This is a genomic window from Achromobacter sp. MYb9 (genome assembly GCF_002975275.1).
Lineage (GTDB): Bacteria > Pseudomonadota > Gammaproteobacteria > Burkholderiales > Burkholderiaceae_B > Achromobacter.
Genome location: NZ_PCOQ01000016.1, coordinates 43,749 through 63,546, shown reverse-complemented (window position 1 = coordinate 63,546; position 19,798 = coordinate 43,749). Strand labels below are relative to the sequence as shown.

Annotated in this window: 19 protein-coding genes, 2 tRNA genes and 1 riboswitch; of the genes, 8 read left to right on the top strand and 13 right to left on the bottom strand. The window is 66.7% G+C overall.

The genetic code is table 11. From position 1 onward, the window contains the following. Positions 1-39 precede the first annotated feature (39 nt). Positions 40-948, bottom strand: coding sequence for a DMT family transporter (locus tag CQ050_RS20930; protein WP_105558753.1), 909 nt, complete (start codon positions 946-948; stop codon positions 40-42). 29 nt (positions 949-977) lie between these two features. Continuing rightward, the gene (locus CQ050_RS20925; RefSeq protein WP_105558752.1) at positions 978-1,622 is read right to left on the bottom strand and encodes a LysE family translocator; all 645 of its coding nucleotides are present in this window, start codon (positions 1,620-1,622) and stop codon (positions 978-980) included. Between the two features lie 191 nt (positions 1,623-1,813). On the opposite strand from CQ050_RS20925, the gene CQ050_RS20920 reads away from it, so the two are divergent. Then, positions 1,814-2,284 (top strand): Lrp/AsnC family transcriptional regulator, encoded by a 471-nt coding sequence (locus CQ050_RS20920; protein ID WP_105558751.1) that lies wholly within the window; start codon positions 1,814-1,816, stop codon positions 2,282-2,284. On the opposite strand, the gene CQ050_RS20915 is transcribed toward CQ050_RS20920, so the two are convergent. Both CQ050_RS20915 and CQ050_RS20910 read right to left on the bottom strand, forming a co-directional pair. Beyond that, positions 2,271-3,260 carry a tripartite tricarboxylate transporter substrate binding protein gene (locus tag CQ050_RS20915; protein ID WP_105558750.1) on the bottom strand — a complete coding sequence of 330 codons (990 nt, stop codon included), beginning with the start codon at positions 3,258-3,260 and terminating at the stop codon, positions 2,271-2,273. The genes CQ050_RS20920 and CQ050_RS20915 overlap by 14 nt on opposite strands. Positions 3,261-3,418: 158 nt before the next feature. After that, complete coding sequence (locus CQ050_RS20910) at positions 3,419-4,342, bottom strand: LysR family transcriptional regulator (RefSeq protein ID WP_105558749.1); 924 nt, start codon at positions 4,340-4,342, stop codon at positions 3,419-3,421. Positions 4,343-4,493: 151 nt separating this feature from the next. Between CQ050_RS20910 and CQ050_RS20905 the strand changes: the two genes are divergently transcribed. Then, the gene (locus CQ050_RS20905; protein ID WP_105558748.1) at positions 4,494-5,666 is read left to right on the top strand and encodes a M20 aminoacylase family protein; all 1,173 of its coding nucleotides are present in this window, start codon (positions 4,494-4,496) and stop codon (positions 5,664-5,666) included. 19 nt (positions 5,667-5,685) lie between these two features. Here CQ050_RS20905 and CQ050_RS20900 read toward each other — a convergent pair whose 3' ends face one another. Genes CQ050_RS20900 through CQ050_RS20870 form a run of 7 tightly spaced genes read right to left on the bottom strand, consistent with a single transcriptional unit; the run spans position 5,686 to position 14,129 of the window. Beyond that, entirely contained in the window at positions 5,686-8,211 is a 2,526-nt protein-coding gene (locus tag CQ050_RS20900) for a mechanosensitive ion channel family protein (protein WP_105558747.1), read from the bottom strand. Positions 8,212-8,255: 44 nt separating this feature from the next. Beyond that, positions 8,256-9,035, bottom strand: a complete 780-nt coding sequence (locus tag CQ050_RS20895; RefSeq protein WP_105558746.1) for a 3-oxoacyl-ACP reductase — start codon at positions 9,033-9,035, stop codon at positions 8,256-8,258. Between the two features lies 1 nt (position 9,036). Continuing rightward, entirely contained in the window at positions 9,037-10,047 is a 1,011-nt protein-coding gene (locus tag CQ050_RS20890) for an ABC transporter substrate-binding protein (protein WP_105558745.1), read from the bottom strand. A gap of 20 nt (positions 10,048-10,067) precedes the next feature. Next, a complete protein-coding gene (locus CQ050_RS20885) occupies positions 10,068-10,832 on the bottom strand; it encodes an ABC transporter permease (protein WP_105558744.1) in 765 nt (254 codons plus the stop codon). Next, the gene (locus CQ050_RS20880) at positions 10,829-11,593 is read right to left on the bottom strand and encodes an ABC transporter ATP-binding protein (protein WP_105558743.1); all 765 of its coding nucleotides are present in this window, start codon (positions 11,591-11,593) and stop codon (positions 10,829-10,831) included. Before CQ050_RS20880 ends, CQ050_RS20885 begins: the two co-directional genes overlap by 4 nt. Then, positions 11,590-13,050, bottom strand: a complete 1,461-nt coding sequence (locus CQ050_RS20875; RefSeq protein ID WP_105558742.1) for an acyl-CoA reductase — start codon at positions 13,048-13,050, stop codon at positions 11,590-11,592. Before CQ050_RS20875 ends, CQ050_RS20880 begins: the two co-directional genes overlap by 4 nt. Beyond that, positions 13,047-14,129: a long-chain fatty acid--CoA ligase gene (locus tag CQ050_RS20870; protein WP_105558741.1), complete on the bottom strand. Its 1,083-nt coding sequence runs from the start codon at positions 14,127-14,129 to the stop codon at positions 13,047-13,049. The genes CQ050_RS20875 and CQ050_RS20870 overlap by 4 nt, the downstream gene beginning before the upstream one ends. 69 nt (positions 14,130-14,198) lie before the next feature. Next, positions 14,199-14,290, bottom strand: a riboswitch (TPP riboswitch). 162 nt (positions 14,291-14,452) lie between these two features. On the opposite strand from CQ050_RS20870, the gene CQ050_RS20865 reads away from it, so the two are divergent. Beyond that, positions 14,453-14,758 carry a type II toxin-antitoxin system RelB/DinJ family antitoxin gene (locus tag CQ050_RS20865; RefSeq protein WP_105558740.1) on the top strand — a complete coding sequence of 102 codons (306 nt, stop codon included), beginning with the start codon at positions 14,453-14,455 and terminating at the stop codon, positions 14,756-14,758. A gap of 156 nt (positions 14,759-14,914) precedes the next feature. On the opposite strand, the gene CQ050_RS20860 is transcribed toward CQ050_RS20865, so the two are convergent. Both CQ050_RS20860 and CQ050_RS20855 read right to left on the bottom strand, forming a co-directional pair. Further along, positions 14,915-14,990, bottom strand: a tRNA-Phe gene (locus CQ050_RS20860). A gap of 105 nt (positions 14,991-15,095) precedes the next feature. Further along, positions 15,096-15,171: transfer RNA gene (locus tag CQ050_RS20855), tRNA-Phe, on the bottom strand. Between the two features lie 307 nt (positions 15,172-15,478). Here CQ050_RS20855 and hemA point away from each other — a divergent pair. The 5 genes from hemA to CQ050_RS20830 all read left to right on the top strand — a co-directional run bounded on the left by hemA (position 15,479) and on the right by CQ050_RS20830 (position 19,794). After that, positions 15,479-16,753 (top strand): glutamyl-tRNA reductase, encoded by a 1,275-nt coding sequence (hemA, locus tag CQ050_RS20850; protein ID WP_006216078.1) that lies wholly within the window; start codon positions 15,479-15,481, stop codon positions 16,751-16,753. An 84-nt stretch (positions 16,754-16,837) separates the two neighbouring features. Then, the gene (prfA, locus tag CQ050_RS20845) at positions 16,838-17,920 is read left to right on the top strand and encodes a peptide chain release factor 1 (RefSeq protein ID WP_105558739.1); all 1,083 of its coding nucleotides are present in this window, start codon (positions 16,838-16,840) and stop codon (positions 17,918-17,920) included. Between the two features lie 10 nt (positions 17,921-17,930). Then, positions 17,931-18,764, top strand: a complete 834-nt coding sequence (prmC, locus tag CQ050_RS20840) for a peptide chain release factor N(5)-glutamine methyltransferase (RefSeq protein ID WP_105558738.1) — start codon at positions 17,931-17,933, stop codon at positions 18,762-18,764. A 132-nt stretch (positions 18,765-18,896) separates the two neighbouring features. Further along, entirely contained in the window at positions 18,897-19,223 is a 327-nt protein-coding gene (gene grxD, locus CQ050_RS20835) for a Grx4 family monothiol glutaredoxin (protein WP_006227137.1), read from the top strand. 7 nt (positions 19,224-19,230) lie between these two features. Next, positions 19,231-19,794, top strand: coding sequence for a UbiX family flavin prenyltransferase (locus CQ050_RS20830; protein ID WP_105558737.1), 564 nt, complete (start codon positions 19,231-19,233; stop codon positions 19,792-19,794). The last annotated feature ends 4 nt before the right edge of the window (positions 19,795-19,798 follow it).

The following is a 19,798-nucleotide window of genomic DNA, read 5'->3' as shown; positions in this document are numbered from 1 at the left end:
AAGCCGGGGCTGGTGCCGGGCCTGGCGCTTCGGCCCGGCTTAGTCCGGAGCCGGTGGGGCAGGCAGCTTGCGGGTGCGCTGCGCGGTCGCGGCGCAACCCGCGGATGCCAGGATGATCCCGCAGATGGCCAGCCACTGCGTTTGGGTCAGGTGTTCATTCAGCACGATCACGCCGGCCAACGCGCCCATCGCGGGTTCCATGCTGAGCAGCACGCCGAAGGTTTTCTGCGGCAAACGCCGCAACGCCACCATTTCCAATGAATACGGCAGCGCGCTGGACAGGATGCCTACGCCGATGCCGGCCAGGATCAGCTTGGGGTCAAGCAAGGCCATGCCCGCGTGGGCCGCGCCCACGGGCAGGGCGACCATCGTCGCCGCCAGCAGGCCCAGCGACGTCGCCTGCCCGCCGTGCACATTGCCGGCCATCTTGCCGAAGATGATGTAGAGCGCCCAGCAGACCGCGGCGGCCAGCGCGTAGGCGATGCCGGTCGGGTCCAGGTCATGGATGGATTGCCCGGTGGGGATCAGCAGCACCAGTCCGGTCAGCGCGCAGGCGATCCAGACGAAATCGATCGCGCGCCGCGACAGCACCACCGCCAGCGTCAGCGGCCCGGTGAATTCAATGGCGATCGCCACGCCCAGCGGCAGCGTGCGCAGCGCCATGTAGAACAGCAGGTTCATGCAGGCCAGCGTGACGCCGTACAACGCGATCTTGGCGGCGTTCTGGCGGGTCAGCGGAAAGCGCCACGGGCGCCAGAACGCGATCAGGATGATTGCCCCGATGACGATGCGGTAGGCCGTCGTGCCCTGGGCGCCCACTTCGGGAAACAGCGACTTGGCGAACGACGTGCCAATGCACAGCGAGGCCATGGCGCCAATCAGCGACAGGGTGGGAAGCAGGGTGGAGGCCGAGGCGTTGTGCCCGGTATTCAGCGTGGCGGCGGTCATGGAAGCGGCGTGAGGCGAAAAGCGGGGAATCAGGGGGTTGGGTTCGCGGCGGTGGAGTAAAGCACAAACAGGGCCAGGCCGACCATGATGGCGCCCAGCAAGCCTTGCTGCATCCGCAGGAACCACGGATTGCGCCCGACCCAGCCGCGGATGCGCGACGCGCCATAGGCGAAGAAGCTGCCGTAGGGCAGGCTCAGCACCTTCATCGTGATGCCCAGCACCAACATCTGGAGCCAGACCGGCCCGTTGTCCGGAGTCGTGAACTGCGGCAGGAACGCGATCATGAACAGCAACACCTTCGGGTTCAGCAGGTTCGTCATGAACCCTTGCCAGAAGGCGTCGCGGGCGTCGCCCGGCCGGGCGCTCAAGGACACGTCGGCCGACTGTGCGCAGCGGATGATCGCCTTGATACCCAGATAGCCCAGGTACAGGCCGCCCGCCGCCTTGATGCCCACGAACAACGCGGGAAAGGCGCGCAGCACCGACGCCAGGCCCAACACCACGGCGGGCACCTGGATGAAGCCGGCCGCCACATTGCCCAACACGCTATGGAAGGCGGGCCGGAATCCTTGCGTCATTCCGCGTGACAGCGTCAGCGCCATGTCCGGGCCGGGCGTGAGTTTGAGCGCCGCGTCGGCGGCGAGGAAAAGCAGGAAAAGCTGGAGTGAGGGCATTGCGGGATACGGCTGGAAATCCCGCGTGGCGGGTGGCAGGCTCCCAGTGTAAGCAAGGCGGCTGATGAATTCCTGCGTCAGGCCGGGCTGAAATGAAGTTTCCCGTCGAAATGGGGCCGGGTTCCGTCGCCGTCAGGATTAGAATCTGGCGATGGCCCCCTTCGGCCGGATACCCTGCGTTCCGAGACCCCATGGAACTAGACGATTTCGACCTTCAAATCCTGCAAAGCCTGCAGGAAGACAACCAGCGCACCAGCCAGGACGTCGCCCAGCGCGTGAACCTGTCGCCGGTGTCCTGCCTGCGCCGCATGAAGCGGCTGCGCGAATCCAACGTGGTCACGGCCGACGTATCGGTGGTGGACCCCGCCGCCGTAGGCCGCGGCATCATGATGGTGGTGCTGGTGTCGCTGGAGAGCGAACGCGCCGACAAGCTTGATCAGTTCAAGCGCGCGATGCAGGGCGCGCCCGAGATCATGCAGTGCCTCTCGGTCACGGGCGAGGTCGATTTCGTGTTGACGCTGACCATGTCCGACATGGCTGAATACGAAGTCTTCGCCCAGCGCCATTTCTGGGGCAACCCGAACGTCAAGCGCTTCTCGACGCTGGTGGTGATGAACCGCGTGAAGAACGGCTTGACGGTGCCCGTGGCTACATCGGCTTGAGGCCCAGCGCCTGGATCATTTCCTGATATTTGGCGACTTGCGCCACCGCATAGGCGTCGGCGTCCTGCTGGCTCATGGGCGGTAGCAGCAAACGGCCTTCCGCTTCCATCCGCTCGCGCAGTTCGGGTTGCAAAAGCGCATAACCGACGGCGCGACGCAGGGTGTCCACGGCCGGCGCCGGCGTGTCCTGGCGCACGTAGTAGCCGCCCGCGATCGTGTAGACGAAGTCCGGGATGGTCTGGCTTTGCGAGATCCGCGGCAGTTTGGCCAGCGGCGTGGGCAAGGTATCGGAAAAGCTGGTCAATATCTTCAGCTGCTGCTGCGCCGCCATGCCTTCCATCGCCTGCTGGTAGGGCAGGACCGCGAAATCGACCTGGCGGCCGATCAGGTCCTGCAAGGCAGGCGCCGCGCCGCGGTACGGCACATGCAGGAATTCAGCGCCCACGCGCCGTCCCAGGTACTCGGTCATGATGTGATAAAGCGACCCCACGCCGACGCTGCCGAAGGTCAGGGGCTTGGCCCCGGGGCGCTTGGCGTAGGCGATGAAGTCGTCGACGTTCGAGACGGGCAGGTCGGCGCGCGCCAGCAACACGATGGTGGCTTCGCTGATGGGTTGGGTCAGCCGGAAATCCTCGGGCTTGTAGCGCGCCGCGCTGTTCAGGAACGGGCTCAGGATGACCTCGTTGGCGGAACCGTGCAGGAAGGTGTAGCCGTCGGGCGGGCTGGTCAGCACGCGGCGCGCGCCCAGCATGCCGGCGCCGCCGCCCACGTTCTCCACGACGACCTGCTGTTTCAGCGCATGGGCGATGTGCACGCCGAACTGCCGTGCCGAGGCATCGCTGGCGCCGCCAGCCGGATAGGGCACGATCAGGCTCAGGGGCTTTTCGGCGGGGTACTCCGCGGCATTCGCCAGCGGGGCGGCGGCGCAGGCCGCCAGGCAAATGGCGGCCGCCCGGGCCGGTAGGTTCCAACGCATGCTGCTTCTCCCTTGTCTTCGCTGTTTTAGGGCGTTCCGGATTTCCGGACGGCTCCATGCAGTCTAGGCAGCGGCGTTTGCCCGCATCAATGTCGGGCGGCGGGTCGGATCATTGTGATTTCCGCAACGATGCGCGGGTCGGCCGGCATGCGGACGCGTCAGACGCGCCGGGCTTCCAGCGCGGGAAACGTCTTCAGGATGTGGCGCAACATGCTGGCCGTCGCGGGCGGCAGGTGGCGGCCGGCCAGGCTGATGACGTGGGTGCGGCTGTTGTTCAGGATCGGGTTGGCCAGCGGCAGCGACACCATCTGGCGGAACTGCGCGCCCTTGAGCGGCATGGACAGCGGGTTCACGACATAGCCCAGCCCCTGGCTGGCGAACTCCCACAGGATCTTGAACGAGTTGGTCAGCAGCGCGGGTTTGAGTTTGACGTTTTCGTCCAGCTCCGCCGCCTGGATGTGCTGACGCACGCCGAACGATTCGTCCATCGCGGCCCAGCCGTAGGGCGCCAGGTCCGACAGCCGCAGGGCCCGGCGCGTACGGGCCAGGGGATGGGCCTTGTGCACGTGGACGCGCATGGGGGCGGCGCGCGAATAGTGCGACCGCAGTCGCACGTCGTTGGGCGGCTGGAAGGCCAGCGCGATCTGCGCGCGCTCTTCCACGATGCAACGCACGGTTTCGTTGGTGCCCGCGACATGGATGCTGTAGGTGATGTCGGGATGTTCGCGCACGAACGACAGCAGCACGGGTTCAAGCAGCATGTCGACGAAACCCTCGCCCAGCGCCAGTTCCACATGGCCGCGAGTCGCGCTTTTCAGGTTGTTGACCTCGGCCTGGAAGGATTCGTTCAAGTCTTGCTGCCGGCGCGCGAACAACGCCACCAGCCGGCCGGCATCGGTGGGCACGACGCCGCGGCCGCGGCGTTCCAGCAAGGTCAGCCCGGTGTCCGATTCCAGCCGTGCGATGGCGCGGCTGATGGCCGACGGATCGGTATTCAACTGGTCGGCCGCGGCTCGCAAGGTGCCGGTCTCGATGACTTGCAGCAGACATAGCGTCCGCTTGAACTCCAGGACATCTTCCATCAAGGCGCTTCCTTGCCGCGGTGTTGGCTTAGGGGGAATCGTTGCAAAAACCGCATCGATAAGTGCGGATCATTGCTATCGGCTTTGTACTCGGGCCTGTCTATAGTTGATAGCCGTATTTCCCCCAAGCCTGTCCTACGGAGACCGTCCCATGACCATCGTCGAATCGCCCGTCAGCCCTGACTTGCTGCGTCAAATGCGCGAATGGCGCCGCGATCTGCACGCGCATCCTGAAACCGCGTTCTGTGAATTTCGCACGGCCGACCTGGTGGCCCGCGAACTGGAGCGAGCCGGCGCCGTCGTGCATCGCGGGCTGGGCCAGACCGGCGTGGTGGGCACGATGGCGCGGGGCGCCGGGCCGGTGATCGGCCTGCGCGCCGACATGGACGCGCTGGACATGCAAGAGCTGGGCGATGCCTCGCACCGGTCCACCATCGCCGGCAAGATGCATGGCTGCGGCCACGACGGCCACACCGCGATGCTGCTGGGCGCGGCCCATCATCTGGCCAGCGATCCCGGCTGGCGGGGCACCCTGCATTTCATCTTCCAGCCCGCCGAAGAGCATGCGGGCGGCGGCCTGGCGATGGTGCGCGACGGGCTCTTCGACCGATTCCCGTGCGATGCCATCTTCGCGCTGCACAACTCGCCCAATCTGCCGTTCGGGACGGTGGCGACCCGCGTGGGCACGGTGATGGCCAATTGCGATACCTACGAGATCACGGTGACCGGCAAGGGCTGCCACGCGGCCCAGCCGGAACATGGCGTGGACCCCATCGTGGCGGCGGCGCAGCTGGTCGTGGCCATGCAGACCATCGTCAGCCGGAATGTGAAGCCGACCGACGCGTTGGCCCTGAGCATCACGCAGATCCATGCCGGCGATACCTGGAACGTGGTGCCCAACAGCGTGCAGCTGCGGGGCAGTTGCCGCACGTTGACGGCCGCCACGCGCGAACTGGCCGAGCGCCGGCTGCGCGAGGTGTGCGCGGGCGTGGCCGTGACCTCGGGCGCGTCGATCGACGTGCAGGTGTTCCGCGGCTATCCGGCCTGCGTCAACACCGGCCCCGAAGTGCAACTGGCCGCCCGGGCTGCCTCGCGGGTGGTGGGGGCGGAACAGGTGGACACGGCGTGCACGCCGCGCATGGGGTCGGAAGATTTTGCCTACATGCTGGAGCAGCGGCCGGGCGCCTATGTGTTCGTCGGGGCGGCGCGCCCGGGGCTCGACAATCCGCCTGTGCATAACCCGTACTACGATTTCAACGACGATATCCTGCCGCTGGGCGCGCATTACTGGGTCGAGTTGGTGAAAGAGGCAATGCCGGCGTAGGCTGCCGCCGGTCGGCGGTTCAGCCCGGCGCCGGCTCTCCGGGCTGTGGCTGCCGTGCCGCCAGAATGGCGCTGGCGTCGCCCGAAATGCTGCGCAGATGCAGGTCGCGTTGCGGTAGCGGGATGTCGATGCCGGCCTGCTTCAACGCGCTGTACATGCCCGTCAGCATGTCGCTGCGGATATCGATCCAGCGGTCGAAATCAGTGGTCCAGGCGCGCAGACTGAAGTCCAGCGCGCTGGCTCCGAACCCCATGAACAGCACGACCGGGGCGGGGTCGGCCTCGATGCCCGGCGTCTGCCGCGCCACGTTCGCCAGCAGTGTGATGACCTCGCGCGGGTCCGAACCGTAGGCCACGCCGATACTGACTTCGATGCGCCGGCTGCGGTCCAGCATCGTCCAGTTGGTGAGTTTTTCGGATAGCAGCGTGCCGTTCGGCACGATGACGTCGGCACCTTCGAAAGTCTTGATCCGCGTGGCCCGCATGCCGATGTCGCGCACCTGCCCGGACGTGCCGCTGATGTCCACCACGTCGCCGGGTTGGATGGGGCGTTCGAACATCAGGATCAGCCCCGACACGAAGTTGTTCACGACGCCTTGCAGCCCGAAGCCGATGCCCACGCCCAGCGCGCCGAACACGATGGTCAACTGGCTGGTCTGGAAGCCCGCGGCCGACAGCGCGATGCCCAGGCCCAGCAGCAGCACCAGGTAGTACGTCAGCGACGCGATGCTGTTGCCTACGCCGCGCGGCAGCGCCATGCGGGTCAGCACCTCGTCGTGCAGTACAAGGCGTATCGTGCGCGCCGCCCAGAACGCGATCACCACCGAGATCAGGAACACCAGGACGTTGCCCAGGCTGATCGAGATCTCGCCCACCGCCAGCGTGTAGGAAAGGACTTCGGCCACGAACGCATAGGTGGCGCGCAGGATGCGGAAGCGGTCCATGGCGTAGAGCGCCCAGCCCACGGCGGCACCCGCCGTCAACAGGCGGATCAGCAATTGCACGAGGGGTGGCGCATGGTCGCGCGCCAGCCGAAAGCGCGAGATCCCCTGGCGCGCCAGCAGCAATTGCAGCAGCGTGATGATGACGGTCACGCCGGCGTACAGCACCAGCCCGAAGTAGCCGCTGCCGATGACGGCGCTGGTCAGCATTTCCGCCAGGGACACATTGCCGAACAGGTTGGCGGCCAGCGACACGCACAGCAACGCGGCGGCGCCCCAGGCAATGGCCCGCAGGGCGCGCCCCAGCGGCGTCGACGCGGTAGGCGTCAGGCGGTGGACGCGGCGCATCAGCCACAAGATGGCGGCCAGCGCGCACGCCGTCAGCGCCACGGTGGAAATCCGGTAGAACAGCGTGTTGGCCAGGAACAGGAAGCCCAGCCGTTCGGCCAGGAACAGGGCGGTGATCACGGGCGGCCAGTAATCCATCTGCCGGCGGGCGGATGGCGGCAGCAGCCGCAGCACGGGCACGGCTGCCAACACCAGCGCAACCTGCTGCACCATCAGCGGCGCATCCGGCTCCAGGGCCAGCACGCCCAGCATCGACAGCAGCAGCCACGTGGATAGCGGGCGGCCCAGCACGCCGGCGGCGGTTTCGCTCATCACGCCCGCGCGGATCGCGTCGCGGCTCTTTCGGGCCAGCCACAGCAACAGCGGCAGCAGCAGCACTTGCAGCACGCGCAGGGCGCGCTGATTGCCGCTGTCGGCCGCGCCGTAGTCCCGCGCGAAGCGCACCTCGATCTCCAGGCCGGTCCGCAGCAGGGCCATGGTGTTTTCGCCTGCTTTCTGCGTCCCGCCCAAGGCCCACAGCGGCGGCGAGTCCACGCGCATCAGGCGGGCGTCGATGTAGTCGATCGCGTCGGCCACCGAGCGCTGGCCGGTCTTGATCCGTTCTTCGACGGCGTTGGCGCGTTGTTCCAGTTCGACCTGGCGGGAGAGGGGGGCCGACAACGCCTGCCCGGCAGCGTTCAACTGCGCCAGGACTGCATCCACGCGGTCGGCCAGGGCGGGTGGCAGGCTGGCGGCGTCGGGGGCGTCCTTGAGGGCCTGCCAGGCGACCCGGCGGCGGAACAGATCGGCGGCGTCGTTGGCGTACCAGGACGTGGCCTGCCGCAGGTCGGCATGCCAACGCGCCAATCGGCGCGCGTCGAAGAGCCAATGCCGTTCCAGGCTTTCCACCCGCATGATGGGCAGGGTGCGCAACTGGGCCGGCTGGAATTCATAGAGCTTTTCGTCGACGGACTGGGCGATGGCGTCCAGCGCGGGCGTGAGCGCGTTGCCCGGATCGGGCGCCGCCGCGCGTTGCAGCACCCCTTCGGCGTAGCGCATGTCGGTATCCGCCCGCAGGGGGATGTCAGCGATCTGGATGACAGGGGGCGGCGCCTGCGCGGGAGCGGGCGGTGCCAACGCGGCCTGCGTGCTTGCCTGGGCAGGCAGCCCCAGGAGCAGGCCAAAGAGCAGCCCAAGGAACGGGCCAATGAACAGCCTGGGAAACAGGCTGAAAAGCGATCCGAACAGGCCATGAAGGATTCGTGCTCGGACGCGCATGTCGCGACTCCGTTGGGATGCGGCGAACCGGGGTGCTACCCACTCTAGCGCATCACCAGTCCGCCGTCCACGAACAGCACTTGCCCGGTCATGAATCCGCTCCAGTCGGACGCCAGGAACAGCACCGGGCCGGCGATGTCTTCGGGCCGGGCGATGCGCCGCAGCGGCGTGGCGGCGGCCAGTTGTTCGCGGAACGATGCCTGGGCGGCGCCGCTGGCTTGCGTCGGGTAGACCAAACCGGGGGCGACGCAGTTGACCCGTATCCCGAAAGGGCCCAGTTCCGACGCCAGGTTGCGGCTGAACGCCACCAGGGCGGCCTTGGCCGTGGTGTAGTCGTGATACGGCACCACCGGTTGCTCGACCAGATTGGTGGCGATGTTGACGATGCAGCCTTGCGCGCGCTGCTTGAAATGCGGCAGCGCGGCGCGGCAGACGTTGAACGCGGCGCCGACCGCGCCGTCGAATTGCGACTGGTAGTCCTGCCAGGCGATGTCGTCGAACGCCGTCCGCTGGCGCGGATCGAAGGCGTAATGCCGCAAGGCATTGTTGACGACCACATCCAGCCGGCCGGCGTCCTGCACGATGCCGTCGACCATGCCGCGCACCGCTTCCGGTGAACCGACGTCAGCCTGCACGGCCCAGGCGTCGCCGCCGGCGGCCTGGCATTGCGCCACCACGGCCTGGGCCGCGTCGGCATTGCTCAGGTAATTGACGACCACCGTCGCGCCTTCCCGCGCAAAGCCGCGCGCGATCTCGGCGCCAATGCCGCGGCTGGCGCCGGTCACCAGCACCACCTTGCCTGCGAACTTCAGGGCAGCGTTCATGTCAGGCCGCCGGCAGCAGGCTGGCGTCCACGGCGGCCGCCACGTCGATGCGCTGCTGCACCAGGCCCAGCGCTCGGTAGACATCGGCCGCCTTCTGCAGCGAGTCCAGATCGATCGTGCCCAGCGGCCGTCCGCCCGAGGCGATCGACGCGGCATTGCGCAGCTTGATCACTTCCAGGTTGATGGCGCGGTCGGTGCCGTCGATGGCGCGCTTGCCGGCCAGCGTGGCGGCTTCCTCCGGCTGGGCGATCATCCACGCGGCGCTGTCGCGGTATGCCTTCAGGAAGGATCGCAGCAGCGCCTGCTTGGGTTGGAGAATCTGCTCGCGCACCACGAACAGGTCGCTGGACACGTTAAGGGTGTCGGCCACGTTCATCACGTTGACGTCACCCAGGCCGCGCCGGCGTCCCACCAGCAGCCCGGTGTCCGTGGCCGCGGTGGCATCGACCTGGCCTTGCAGCAGGGGGGCGAAATTCAGTACGCCGGTCACCACGATTTCAACGTCCGCTTCGGTCAGGCCCGCCTGGTGCAGCAGCACCAGCAGGTTCTGGCGCGTGCCGCTGGCCAGGCTGTAGACACCGATGCGTTTGCCTTTCAAGTCCGCCGGACGCGTGATGCCGGCCGACTTCAGCGACACCACGTTGAAGACGTTCCGCGGATAGATGTCGTAGATGGCCCGCAGCTTTTCGCCCTTGTCCAAGGCCATGAAGAACGAGCCGGGGTCGGTGAACGCCACGTCGGCCTGGCCGCTGAGGATATTGCGGATGGCGTCGCCGCCACCCGCGCCCGGCAGGTAGACCAGTTCCACGCCCTGCGCCTTGAAGAAGCCCTTGTCGGGTTCGGCCAGGATGTTGGTGATTTCACTGATGGGCTTGCTCCAGCCGGCCAGCGTGATCTTGCCGGAAGCAGCGGTTCGGGCATCTTGCGCGCGCGCGGCCAGCGGCGCCAAAGACGCCGCGGCGAGGCTCGCGGCCGCAGCCAGCAGCGTGCGGCGGGTAGGGGACGGGAGCATGGGAAGAGTCCTGGAAAATGTCATGAATGATCGGCGTAGGGGCGCAGCAGCCGCCGCTCCAGCATCAGCGTGGCCTGATAGCCCAGCAATCCGATGGCAGCGATGGCGGTCAGCGCGGCGAACATGAGGGGCGTGTCCATCATGCCCTGCGCGGCGATGATGACGGCGCCCAGCCCGCGGCTGGCTCCGATGAATTCGCCCACCACGGCGCCTACCAGCGCCAGCACCAGCGCCACGCGCAAGCCGGCCAGAATGCCCGGCAGGCCCGCAGGCAGCTTCAGGCGCAGCAAGGTCTGCCCGCGCGAGGCGCCCAGCATGCGGAATAGCTGCAGGCGATTCGGATCCACCTGCCGCAGACTGGTCAACGTGTTTTCCATCAAGGGAAAGAAGCAGATCAGGGCGGTCATGACGACCGTGGGCGCCATGCCGAATCCGAACCACAGCACGAATAGGGGGGCCAGCGCCAGCTTGGGGACCACCTGGCTGACAATGACGTAGGGTTTGAGCACACGGTCCAGCAGGGCCGACTCGGCCAGCGCCACGCCCATCGCCAGGCCGGCCGCGCCACCCAGCGCCAGGCCCAGCAGCATTTCGGCAAGCGTCGCGCCGATGTGTGGCCACAGGTAGCCGGTGGCAAGGCTGGTCCACAACGTTTTGGCCACGACGGAAGGGGCGGGCAGCACCAGCGCAGAGATGCCCGCTTGCCGCACGGTCGCCTCCCAGGCGCCCACCAGCACCGCAAGCAGGGCCCACGCAAGCAGGCGGGAATTGAAAGCCTGCTTCATGGGCGCGCCCCGTTCATGAATCCGAACACCTGCGCGCAATGCGCGTTGAAGGCGGCGCCATGCCGCATCGACTGCGTGCGCGGCGCGGGCAGGTCGACATGCACGTCGGCCACCATGCGCCCCTGATGCATGACCGCGACGCGGTCGCCCAGGTACACAGCCTCGCCGATGTCATGCGTGACGAACAGCACGGTCGTCTTGCGCAGGCGGCACATTCGGATCAGGTCGTCCTGCAGCTCGCCGCGCGTGATCGCGTCGAGCGCGGCGAAGGGCTCGTCCAATAGCAGCAGGGCCGGGCGAAGGATCAACGCTCGCGCCAGCGCCACCCGGCTTTGCTGGCCGCCAGACAATTGCCGGGGGTAATGCCGCGCGTGATCGGACAGGCCCAGCATCGCCAGCAGTTCGTGCGCATGATCGATGTCGTTCGCGGATGGCCGGCGCTGCAGCGACACGGGCAGCAGCACGTTGTCGATGACGCGGCGCCATTCCAGCAGCGTGGGCGCTTGAAAAACATAGCCCAGCTGTGGGCCAGGCGCGGCAGGCGTGCCGTCCCACAGCCGGACGCGGCCGGACTGCGGCGTCAGCAGGCCCGCGGCCAGCTTGAGCAGCGTCGTTTTGCCGCAGCCGCTGCGGCCGACCAGGCAATGGAATCCGCCCGCCGCAAGCCGCCAGTCGATACCGTCGACGATGGCCGGCCTGCCGGGGTAGGTGTAGACGACCCGTTCGATGTCCAGGAAAGGCGCGGACGGATCGGCGTTCATGGCTCGTAGCGCGCGTACGGTTCGGCCGCGGCTTCGGCGGACGGCTCGATCTCGGCCATGCGAACCAGGTCCAGCAAATTGAAGCGGCCATCGTGGTGCCAGCCGGCTTCTGGCATGCTCATCGCGCCGATGGCGCTGATGCGCGTGACGCCCGCCGCGCCCAGTTGCTCGGCCAGCCGGTACAGCTCTTCCGGCGTGGCGGCAACGCCGGCGGTTTGCAGGAATTCGCGGCGAGCCTCCACCAGCGGCGCCACGTCGTCCAGCGCGTCGATGCCGGCTACCGTGATGCTGCGCTGCAGGGCCGTCGGTGTCAGCGACGCCGCATCGTCGGCGTAGGCCACGCTCCAGGGCGCGGCGGGGTCGCCGATCAGGGCATCCGCGCCGTCCGGCGACAGCGTCCATTCGATCGACTGGCGCCACTTCGCCACGGCGGCCGATTCTTCCAGTTCCAGCGCGCGGCGCGGAAAGCGCCGCTGCAGGTTCGACAGCTCGCCCGCCAGATAGCCGGCGAAGTCGCGCGGCGACACCGGGCCGCCACGCTGCACATAGAACACATGCGGGGAATAACAGCCTTGCTGGTCATAGCGCATCACGTCCCACGCGGCGCGGCGGGCTAGCGCGGGCGCCTTCTGGGCATCCAGCGCCATCGCGCTGACCACGCCGAAACCCAGCTTGTGGCCGTGGGCCAGAAAACGCGTCGTGACGGGCAGGCGGCGTTGAATGGCGTGCAGCGCGTCATTGCCGCCATACGCCACCACCGTGTCGGCCAAGGCGTAGAGCGCCGACGCGTCGTCGCCGCCGGCGCCGCGCCACCACACCACGGCCAGGCAATCGGCCAGCGGCGGATGCGTTTCCGCCAGCAGTCGCGCGAACCAGCCCGCGAACAGCGGTTCGGCGCTGGGCAGCTTGCCGATATTTCCCGCCTTCACCAGCAGGCCGCAGACCAGGCTCCATAGCGCCAGCGCGGGCACATTGCCGGCCCAGCTGTGCGCAAGCAGCTGCGGACCGTAGGCACGCACGGCGCCGCCCTTGGCCGCAGGCTGGAAACCGTCCAGCACCTTGGGGTTGGCAAAATCTTCGGCCACGAAGCGATGCAGCTGCGGGGCGCGAAAGGTCTTGAAAAAACCGGTCAGCCCTAGCCGCACCATCTCGGCGTCGTAGCCGCTGACGATCGGCAGCAGCGCGTCGGCCTGCCGCCGATACGGGTCGTCCGGATCCAGCAGGCGAGCGATGGCGCGGTCGATGACGGCGATGATTTCCGACACCGTCATCGTCTTCAGATGCTGCGCGCTGGCGTGCTTGACGCGCTGTGCCAGCGCCTGCATCTGCGGCGCGGACAACACCGGCACCGCAACGTCGACGCGCTGGCCGCCCTGCTCGAACGGCAAGACTTGCCACTGGACATCGGCCGCGGCCAGTCCCGGCAAGTATCCCGCTTCGACCCGCACGGTCTTCATGGCGTGGCCGACCGGATGAATTCTTCCACCGCCAGCGAACAACCCTTGGCCTGCGCGCCTTCGGCGCGGCCCAGCAGCAAGAAGCCGCCGTCGGCCGGCAGCCCGACGTCTTCCGTCAGGATGGTGTTGACCGAATTGAAGTTGCCCAGGTCGCAGTGCGCCAGGATGCCGCGCTCGCCGGCCGGCACCGTTTGGCCGGTGGCCGGATCCACCAGGCGCGAACGGATCCAGTGCGGGCCCGACTTGACCGACGGCACGACGGCATTGCCGTCATCGTAGAACTGCGTGCTGAGTTCCGTCATGCCGTACATGTTGATGCACAGCGCGCGCGGCACGCCCAGCAGCGCCGACAGTTCCGAATAGAAGGTGTCCAGCGGCAATTCGCGCGACTGGCCCTTGTAGCCGCCGGTATCCAGGATGCGGCTGCCCGGCGGCAGGCGGAATGAACGGCCTTCCTTGCGCAACGCGTCGATCACATGCACGAAGCTGAAGCTGGCGCCCAGCAGCGCATAGGGCTCGCCCCGGCGCTCGGCCTCTTCCAGCCGGCGCCACAGGCCGTCCAGGTCGATGCCCTGCGCCGACATGAAATAGCGGCTGTCTTCCGTGCCGAACGCGGACTTCGCCAGCGCCAGATAATGCGCCAGCGACGAATTGGGCATCTCGATTTCGTCGGGGAACAAGATGCCCATTGGCAAACGCGCCGTGCCCTGCATGACGCGCTGGGCGAAATTGCGGGTCATGGACAGGTCATAGACGTCCAGATGCGGATGAAAGTGGCGCCCGCGCATATCCGCGCGCGTCGTGCCGCTGGTCATGAACACGCGCTCGTCGGGCCGCGGCGCTTCACAACGCAGCTCCATCGCTTTGAAGGCGTCGATGGGCACCGCGGGGATATCGCTCCACGTCTTCACGTTGCGCACGGTCACGCCGCGGCGCTGGCAGAAGCTGCGATAGGGCGCGCTGGCCCCGTACTGATAGGCGAAAAGCCGCAGCGCAAGCTGATCGAACTGTTCGTCGGTGCAGCCGTCCTGGGCAATGAATTCGAGTAGGTCCGCGACCGGCGGGGCGACGTTGTTCATGGGCGTTCGTTGATTCCAGTACAAGGAAGCTCCGAAGCCCGCCTGCACAAGCGGCGCATCGGCGCGGCCTGGCAAGGCGAATGCTCTTCTTACGCCGGCATGAACCGGGTCAAGTTCGCGGGTCTGAATCTCAGCACTGGCGTGCACCCCGGAGCAGGGGAGATTTTACCCTGCAATGGGTTTACGTCCGTCTGGCCCGCAATTTCACGAGTTCGCGCCAAAAGTCCGCGAGGGCTTCGCGAAAGGCGGGCGATGATGGTTTTGTGTAATTCAATTGAATTGCAATCGAACGATCCCAAGTTCATTCCAATAGGAGGCCTGTCATGCCTGCCACTGCCCTGGTTCAAACCCGCATCGACCCGGTCCTGAAAGAACGCGCGACGGTAGTCCTCAACAACATGGGGCTCACCGTGTCGGACGCCGTGCGTATTCTCTTGACCCGCGTGGCCAACGAAGGCGCGCTGCCGTTCAATTTTGCCGTGGACCCCGCCGCGCACGACGCTTGGTTTCGTGCCAAAGTGCAGGAAGCCTTGAGCGACACGCGCCCGGCCGTGCCCAACGAAGAGGCTTCAGCCCATTTTGCCAAACGCCGCGCCGCCGCCCTGCGCAAGGCTGAGGGCAAGGCGTGAGGGTTGAGTGGTCAGCGTTCGCGATGGAAGACCGCGACAGGATTTTCGACTACATCGAATGTAAAGGGACGCGTTGAGGCCTCGACGAGGAGGCGTCGTGTCTACGGCGCTGATTTTCAGCGTTTTGGTGCGTGGGAGTTTGCTGCAAGATGGGGTTGGTGGCCTGGGGCGGAATCGAACCACCGACACAAGGATTTTCAATCCTCTGCTCTACCGACTGAGCTACCAGGCCAATACCTGAACAGGTACGCTTTGCAAAAAGCCCAGCGCGGGGCTGGGCTTTTTTTGGGGTTTGGTATTGGCTGCCTGTTGGCTACCGCAACCCCAATAATTCTTTTGGTGGCCTGGGGCGGAATCGAACCACCGACACAAGGATTTTCAATCCTCTGCTCTACCGACTGAGCTACCAGGCCAACGAAGTCCGCAACTATACACAAATTTCTGGCCGTGCGCCAGCCAGCGCGGAAAAATCCTCCATCCCTTTTGGCAGGCGCACTTGCGCCAAGTGTTGGGTGAATGGCACGGATGGGTGCGGCGCAGGGTCGCGGCAGGGGGGCAGATTGGCCTGGGGATAACCCGCAGGGGTATAATCTTGAACGGTCTGCTGTTACGGGCAGGGGCATGTTGCAGGTTCGCCTTTCGCACTCTTTCGCACCTATTTGCACGTAACGCATTGTTCTTGGTGGCAGTTCTCTTGGTGGCAGTTCTTCACGCTAACTCATGTCGGTAGCTGTCCTTGCCTTCGGTCTGAATCACACGTCCGCGCCGGTTTCGGTCCGCGAACGCGTGTCCATGCCCGTCGATCTGGTCAAGCCCGCGCTGGAAGGCCTGCGTTCGGCGTTTGGCGGCTCGGTCCGCGAAGCCGCCATTCTGTCCACCTGTAACCGCACCGAAATCTACTGCGCCGCTGACGGCCACGTTGCCGATCAACTGCCCGCCTGGCTGGCTGAACACAACCGCCTGGACGCCGGCACGCTGCGCCCGCACCTGTACCGCCATCATCAAGACGACGCCGTCCGTCACGCCTTCCGCGTGGCCAGCGGCCTGGATTCCATGGTGTTGGGCGAAACCCAGATCGTGGGCCAGATGAAGGACGCCGTGCGCGCCGCCGGCGAAGCCGGATCGCTGGGCACCTTGCTGCATCAGATGTTCCAGCGCACCTTCTCGGTCGCCAAGGAAGTGCGGTCGCAAACCGCCATCGGTGCGCAGTCGGTGTCCATGGCCGCCGCCGCCGTCCGCCTGGCCGAACGCGTGTTCGGCAATCTGGACCAGGCCCGCACGCTGTTCATCGGCGCGGGCGAGATGATTGAATTGTGCGCCACGCACTTTGCCGCGCAACGCCCACGCAGCATGGTCGTGGCCAACCGCACCGCCGAACGCGCCGAAATCCTGGCCAATCGCTTTTCGGCCAGCACCATGAAGCTGTCCGACCTGACCGAACGGCTGTCGGAATTCGACGTCATCGTGTCCTGTACGGCAAGCTCCTTGCCCATCCTCGGGCTGGGGATGGTGGAACGGGCCACGCGCCTGCGCCGTCACCGCCCGATGGTCATGATCGACCTGGCCGTGCCGCGCGATATCGAACCCGAAGTCGGCCGCCTGGACGACGTCTACCTGTACTCGGTGGACGACCTGGGCCGCCTGGTGCAGACCGGCACCGACGCGCGCCGCGCCGCCGTCGTGCAGGCCGAAGCCATCATCGAAACTCGCGTCCAGGGCTTCATGCACTGGATGCAATCCCGCGAAGTGGTGCCCGTCATCCGCGACCTGCACCAGGCCGCCGAAGACGTCCGCGCCGCCGAACTGGAACGCGCGCGCCGTTTGCTGGCGCGCGGCGAATCGCCCGAAGCCGTGCTGGAACAGCTGGCGCACGGGCTGACGCAAAAATACCTGCACGGCCCGCTGGCGGCGTTGAACCGCAGCGAAGGCGACGACCGCAAGCAGTTGCTTGCCTGGATGCCGCGCCTGTTCCCCGGCCGCGACTCCCGCCGTTAGCGAATCTGTCCCACGTCCCGCCTCCTGGCGGGCGTTCGTCTTGTGGGCGCCCGCTATTCCTGTCTTTTCTTTGGTCATTCCCCCATGAAATCTTCCATGCGCAGCCGGCTGGAGCATCTGTGTAACCGCCTGACCGAGGTGGACGCGTTGCTGGCCCAACCGGAAACCGCGTCCGATATGGACCGTTTCCGCAAGCTCTCGCGCGAACGCGCCGAGCTGGAACCCGTGGTTGAGGCCTTCACGGCTTTTGCCCGGACCGAGGAAGACCTGGCGACTGCCCAGGAAATGCTGTCCGATCCCGACATGAAGGCCATGGCGGAAGACGAGATCAAATCGGGTCGCGGCAAGCTGGAAGGCCTGGAAAGCGCATTGCAACTGTTGCTGCTGCCGCGCGACCCCAATGACGGCCGCAGCGTGTTCCTGGAAATCCGCGCGGGCACGGGCGGCGACGAAAGCGCCCTGTTCTCGGGCGACCTGCTGCGCATGTACACGCGCTACGCGGAAACGCGCGGCTGGCGCGTCGAACTGATGTCGGAAAGCCCCTCGGAACTGGGTGGCTACAAGGAAGTGATCGCGCGTATCGACGGCGATGGCGCCTATGGCCGCCTGAAGTTCGAATCCGGCGCGCATCGCGTGCAGCGCGTGCCCGCGACCGAAGCGCAGGGCCGGATCCACACGTCGGCCTGCACCGTGGCCATCATGGCGGAAGCCGACGAGATGTCGGAAATCGTCATCAACCCCAGCGACCTGCGCATCGACACGTTCCGCGCCAGCGGCGCCGGCGGCCAGCACATCAACAAGACCGATTCGGCCGTGCGCATCACTCACTTGCCCACGGGCCTGGTGGTGGAATGCCAGGACGACCGTTCGCAGCACCGCAACAAGGACAAGGCCATGCAGGTGCTGGCCGCGCGCCTGAAAGACAAGGAAACCCGCGAACGGCAAAGCAAGGAAGCCGCCGAGCGCAAGAGCCTGATCGGCACGGGTGACCGTTCCGAGCGCATCCGCACCTATAACTTCCCGCAGGGCCGCGTGACGGACCACCGCATCAACCTGACGCTGTACAAGCTGCAGCAGATCATGGAAGGCGATCTGGAAGAGCTGACCGGCGCGCTGATCGCCGAACACCAGGCCGAGCAGCTGGCGGCCCTGGGCGACGACATCTGAGCCGCGCGCCATGACCACGCCCCTGCTCAACAGTCTGCTGGCCGACACCCGGCTGCCGCGCCTGGAAGTGCGCATGCTGCTGGAGCACGTGCTGGGCAAACCGCGCGCGTGGCTGCTGGCGCACGACACCGATCCGCTGGATCCCGCGGTGGCGGCGGCCTACGAGGCATTGCTGGCGAGGCGCCTGGCCGGAGAGCCCATGGCCTATCTGCTGGGCCACCGCGAGTTCATGGGTCACCGGTTCCGCGTGACGCCCGATGTGCTGATCCCGCGTCCGGATACCGAGGTGCTGGTGGAGACCGCGCTGGAATGCGTGGCTGGCGTGGCGGGCCCCGCCGTGCTGGACCTGGGCACGGGCAGCGGAGCCATCGCGATATCGATCGCGCTGGCCCGCCGCGATGCGCGGGTGATGGCCTCGGACGTCAGCGCGGCCGCGCTGGCGGTGGCCGCCGGCAACGCCTGGGACCTGACCGCGTCGGTGCGTTTCGTGGAAGGCAGCTGGTACGGCGCCGTGCCGGCGGGCGAGGGCTTCGACCTGATCGTGTCGAATCCGCCCTATGTGGCCAGCGACGACCCGCACCTGGACCAGGGCGACCTGCGTTTCGAGCCGCGCGGCGCGCTGACCGACGGCGCGGGCGGGCTGGAAGACCTGGGCCGCATCGTGGCGGGGGCCGGCCGGCACCTGAAACCGGGTGGATCGTTGTGGCTGGAGCACGGCTGGGACCAGGCGCAGGCGGTGCGTGGCCTGCTGGCCGAGGCCGGCTTCGAAGAGGTGCGCAGCCGGCAAGACCTGGCCGGAATCGAACGGATTTCGGGCGGGCGCTGGCGGTCCGCCGGACGTTGATCCGCGCGCTCTGTTACAGATTCTGCCCCTGAATTCCCGGCATAGGCCGGCGCCGCATCCGGGTAATCCGGGCGGTTTCGCCGGCTGTACCTATAATTGGCGTATTCCGTTATGCCTGTCCAAGAGACCACCATGAGCGACGTTCAAGAATTCATCCGCGAAACCGTGACCCAGCACCCCGTCGTGCTGTTCATGAAGGGCACCGCCCAATTCCCGCAATGCGGCTTTTCCGGCAAGGCCATCCAGATCCTGAAGGGCTGTGGCGTGAAGAAGCTGGTTACCGTCAATGTGCTGGAAGACGACGAAGTCCGCCAGGGCATCAAGGAATTCTCCAGCTGGCCCACCATCCCGCAGCTGTACGTGGCGGGCGAGTTCATCGGCGGTTCGGACATCATGAACGAGATGAACGAATCCGGTGAACTGAAGACGCTGCTGGAGCAATCCGGCGCCACGGCCTAAGCCGCCCATGCGGCGACTGGTCGTCGGCATCACGGGCGCCACCGGCGCGCTCTACGCGGTGCGCATGCTGCAAGCGCTGCGCGGCGTGGACGATGTCGAGACGCATCTGGTGGTGTCGGCGTCCGGCGTGCTGAACATCAAGCATGAACTGGATGTTGGCCGCCACGACATCTACGCGCTGGCCGACCACGTGCACTCCGTGCGCGACGTGGGCGCCACGCTGGCCAGCGGCGCGTTCCAGACGGCGGGCATGGTGATCGTGCCCTGCTCGATGCGCACGTTGGCGGCCGTGGCCCACGGCCTGTCCGACAACCTCATCACGCGCGCCGCCGACGTCACCCTGAAGGAACGCCGGCGCCTGGTGCTGATGGTGCGGGAAACGCCCTTCAACCTGGCGCACCTGCGCAACATGACCGCCGTGACCGAAATGGGCGGCATCGTGTTTCCGCCGCTGCCCGCCTTCTACCACCGGCCGGCCTCCATCGAAGAGATGGTCGACCACACGGTGGCGCGCGTGCTGGAACTGTTCGACATCGTCGTGCCCGGTCCGCACTGGGAAGGCATGAAGTAGGGAT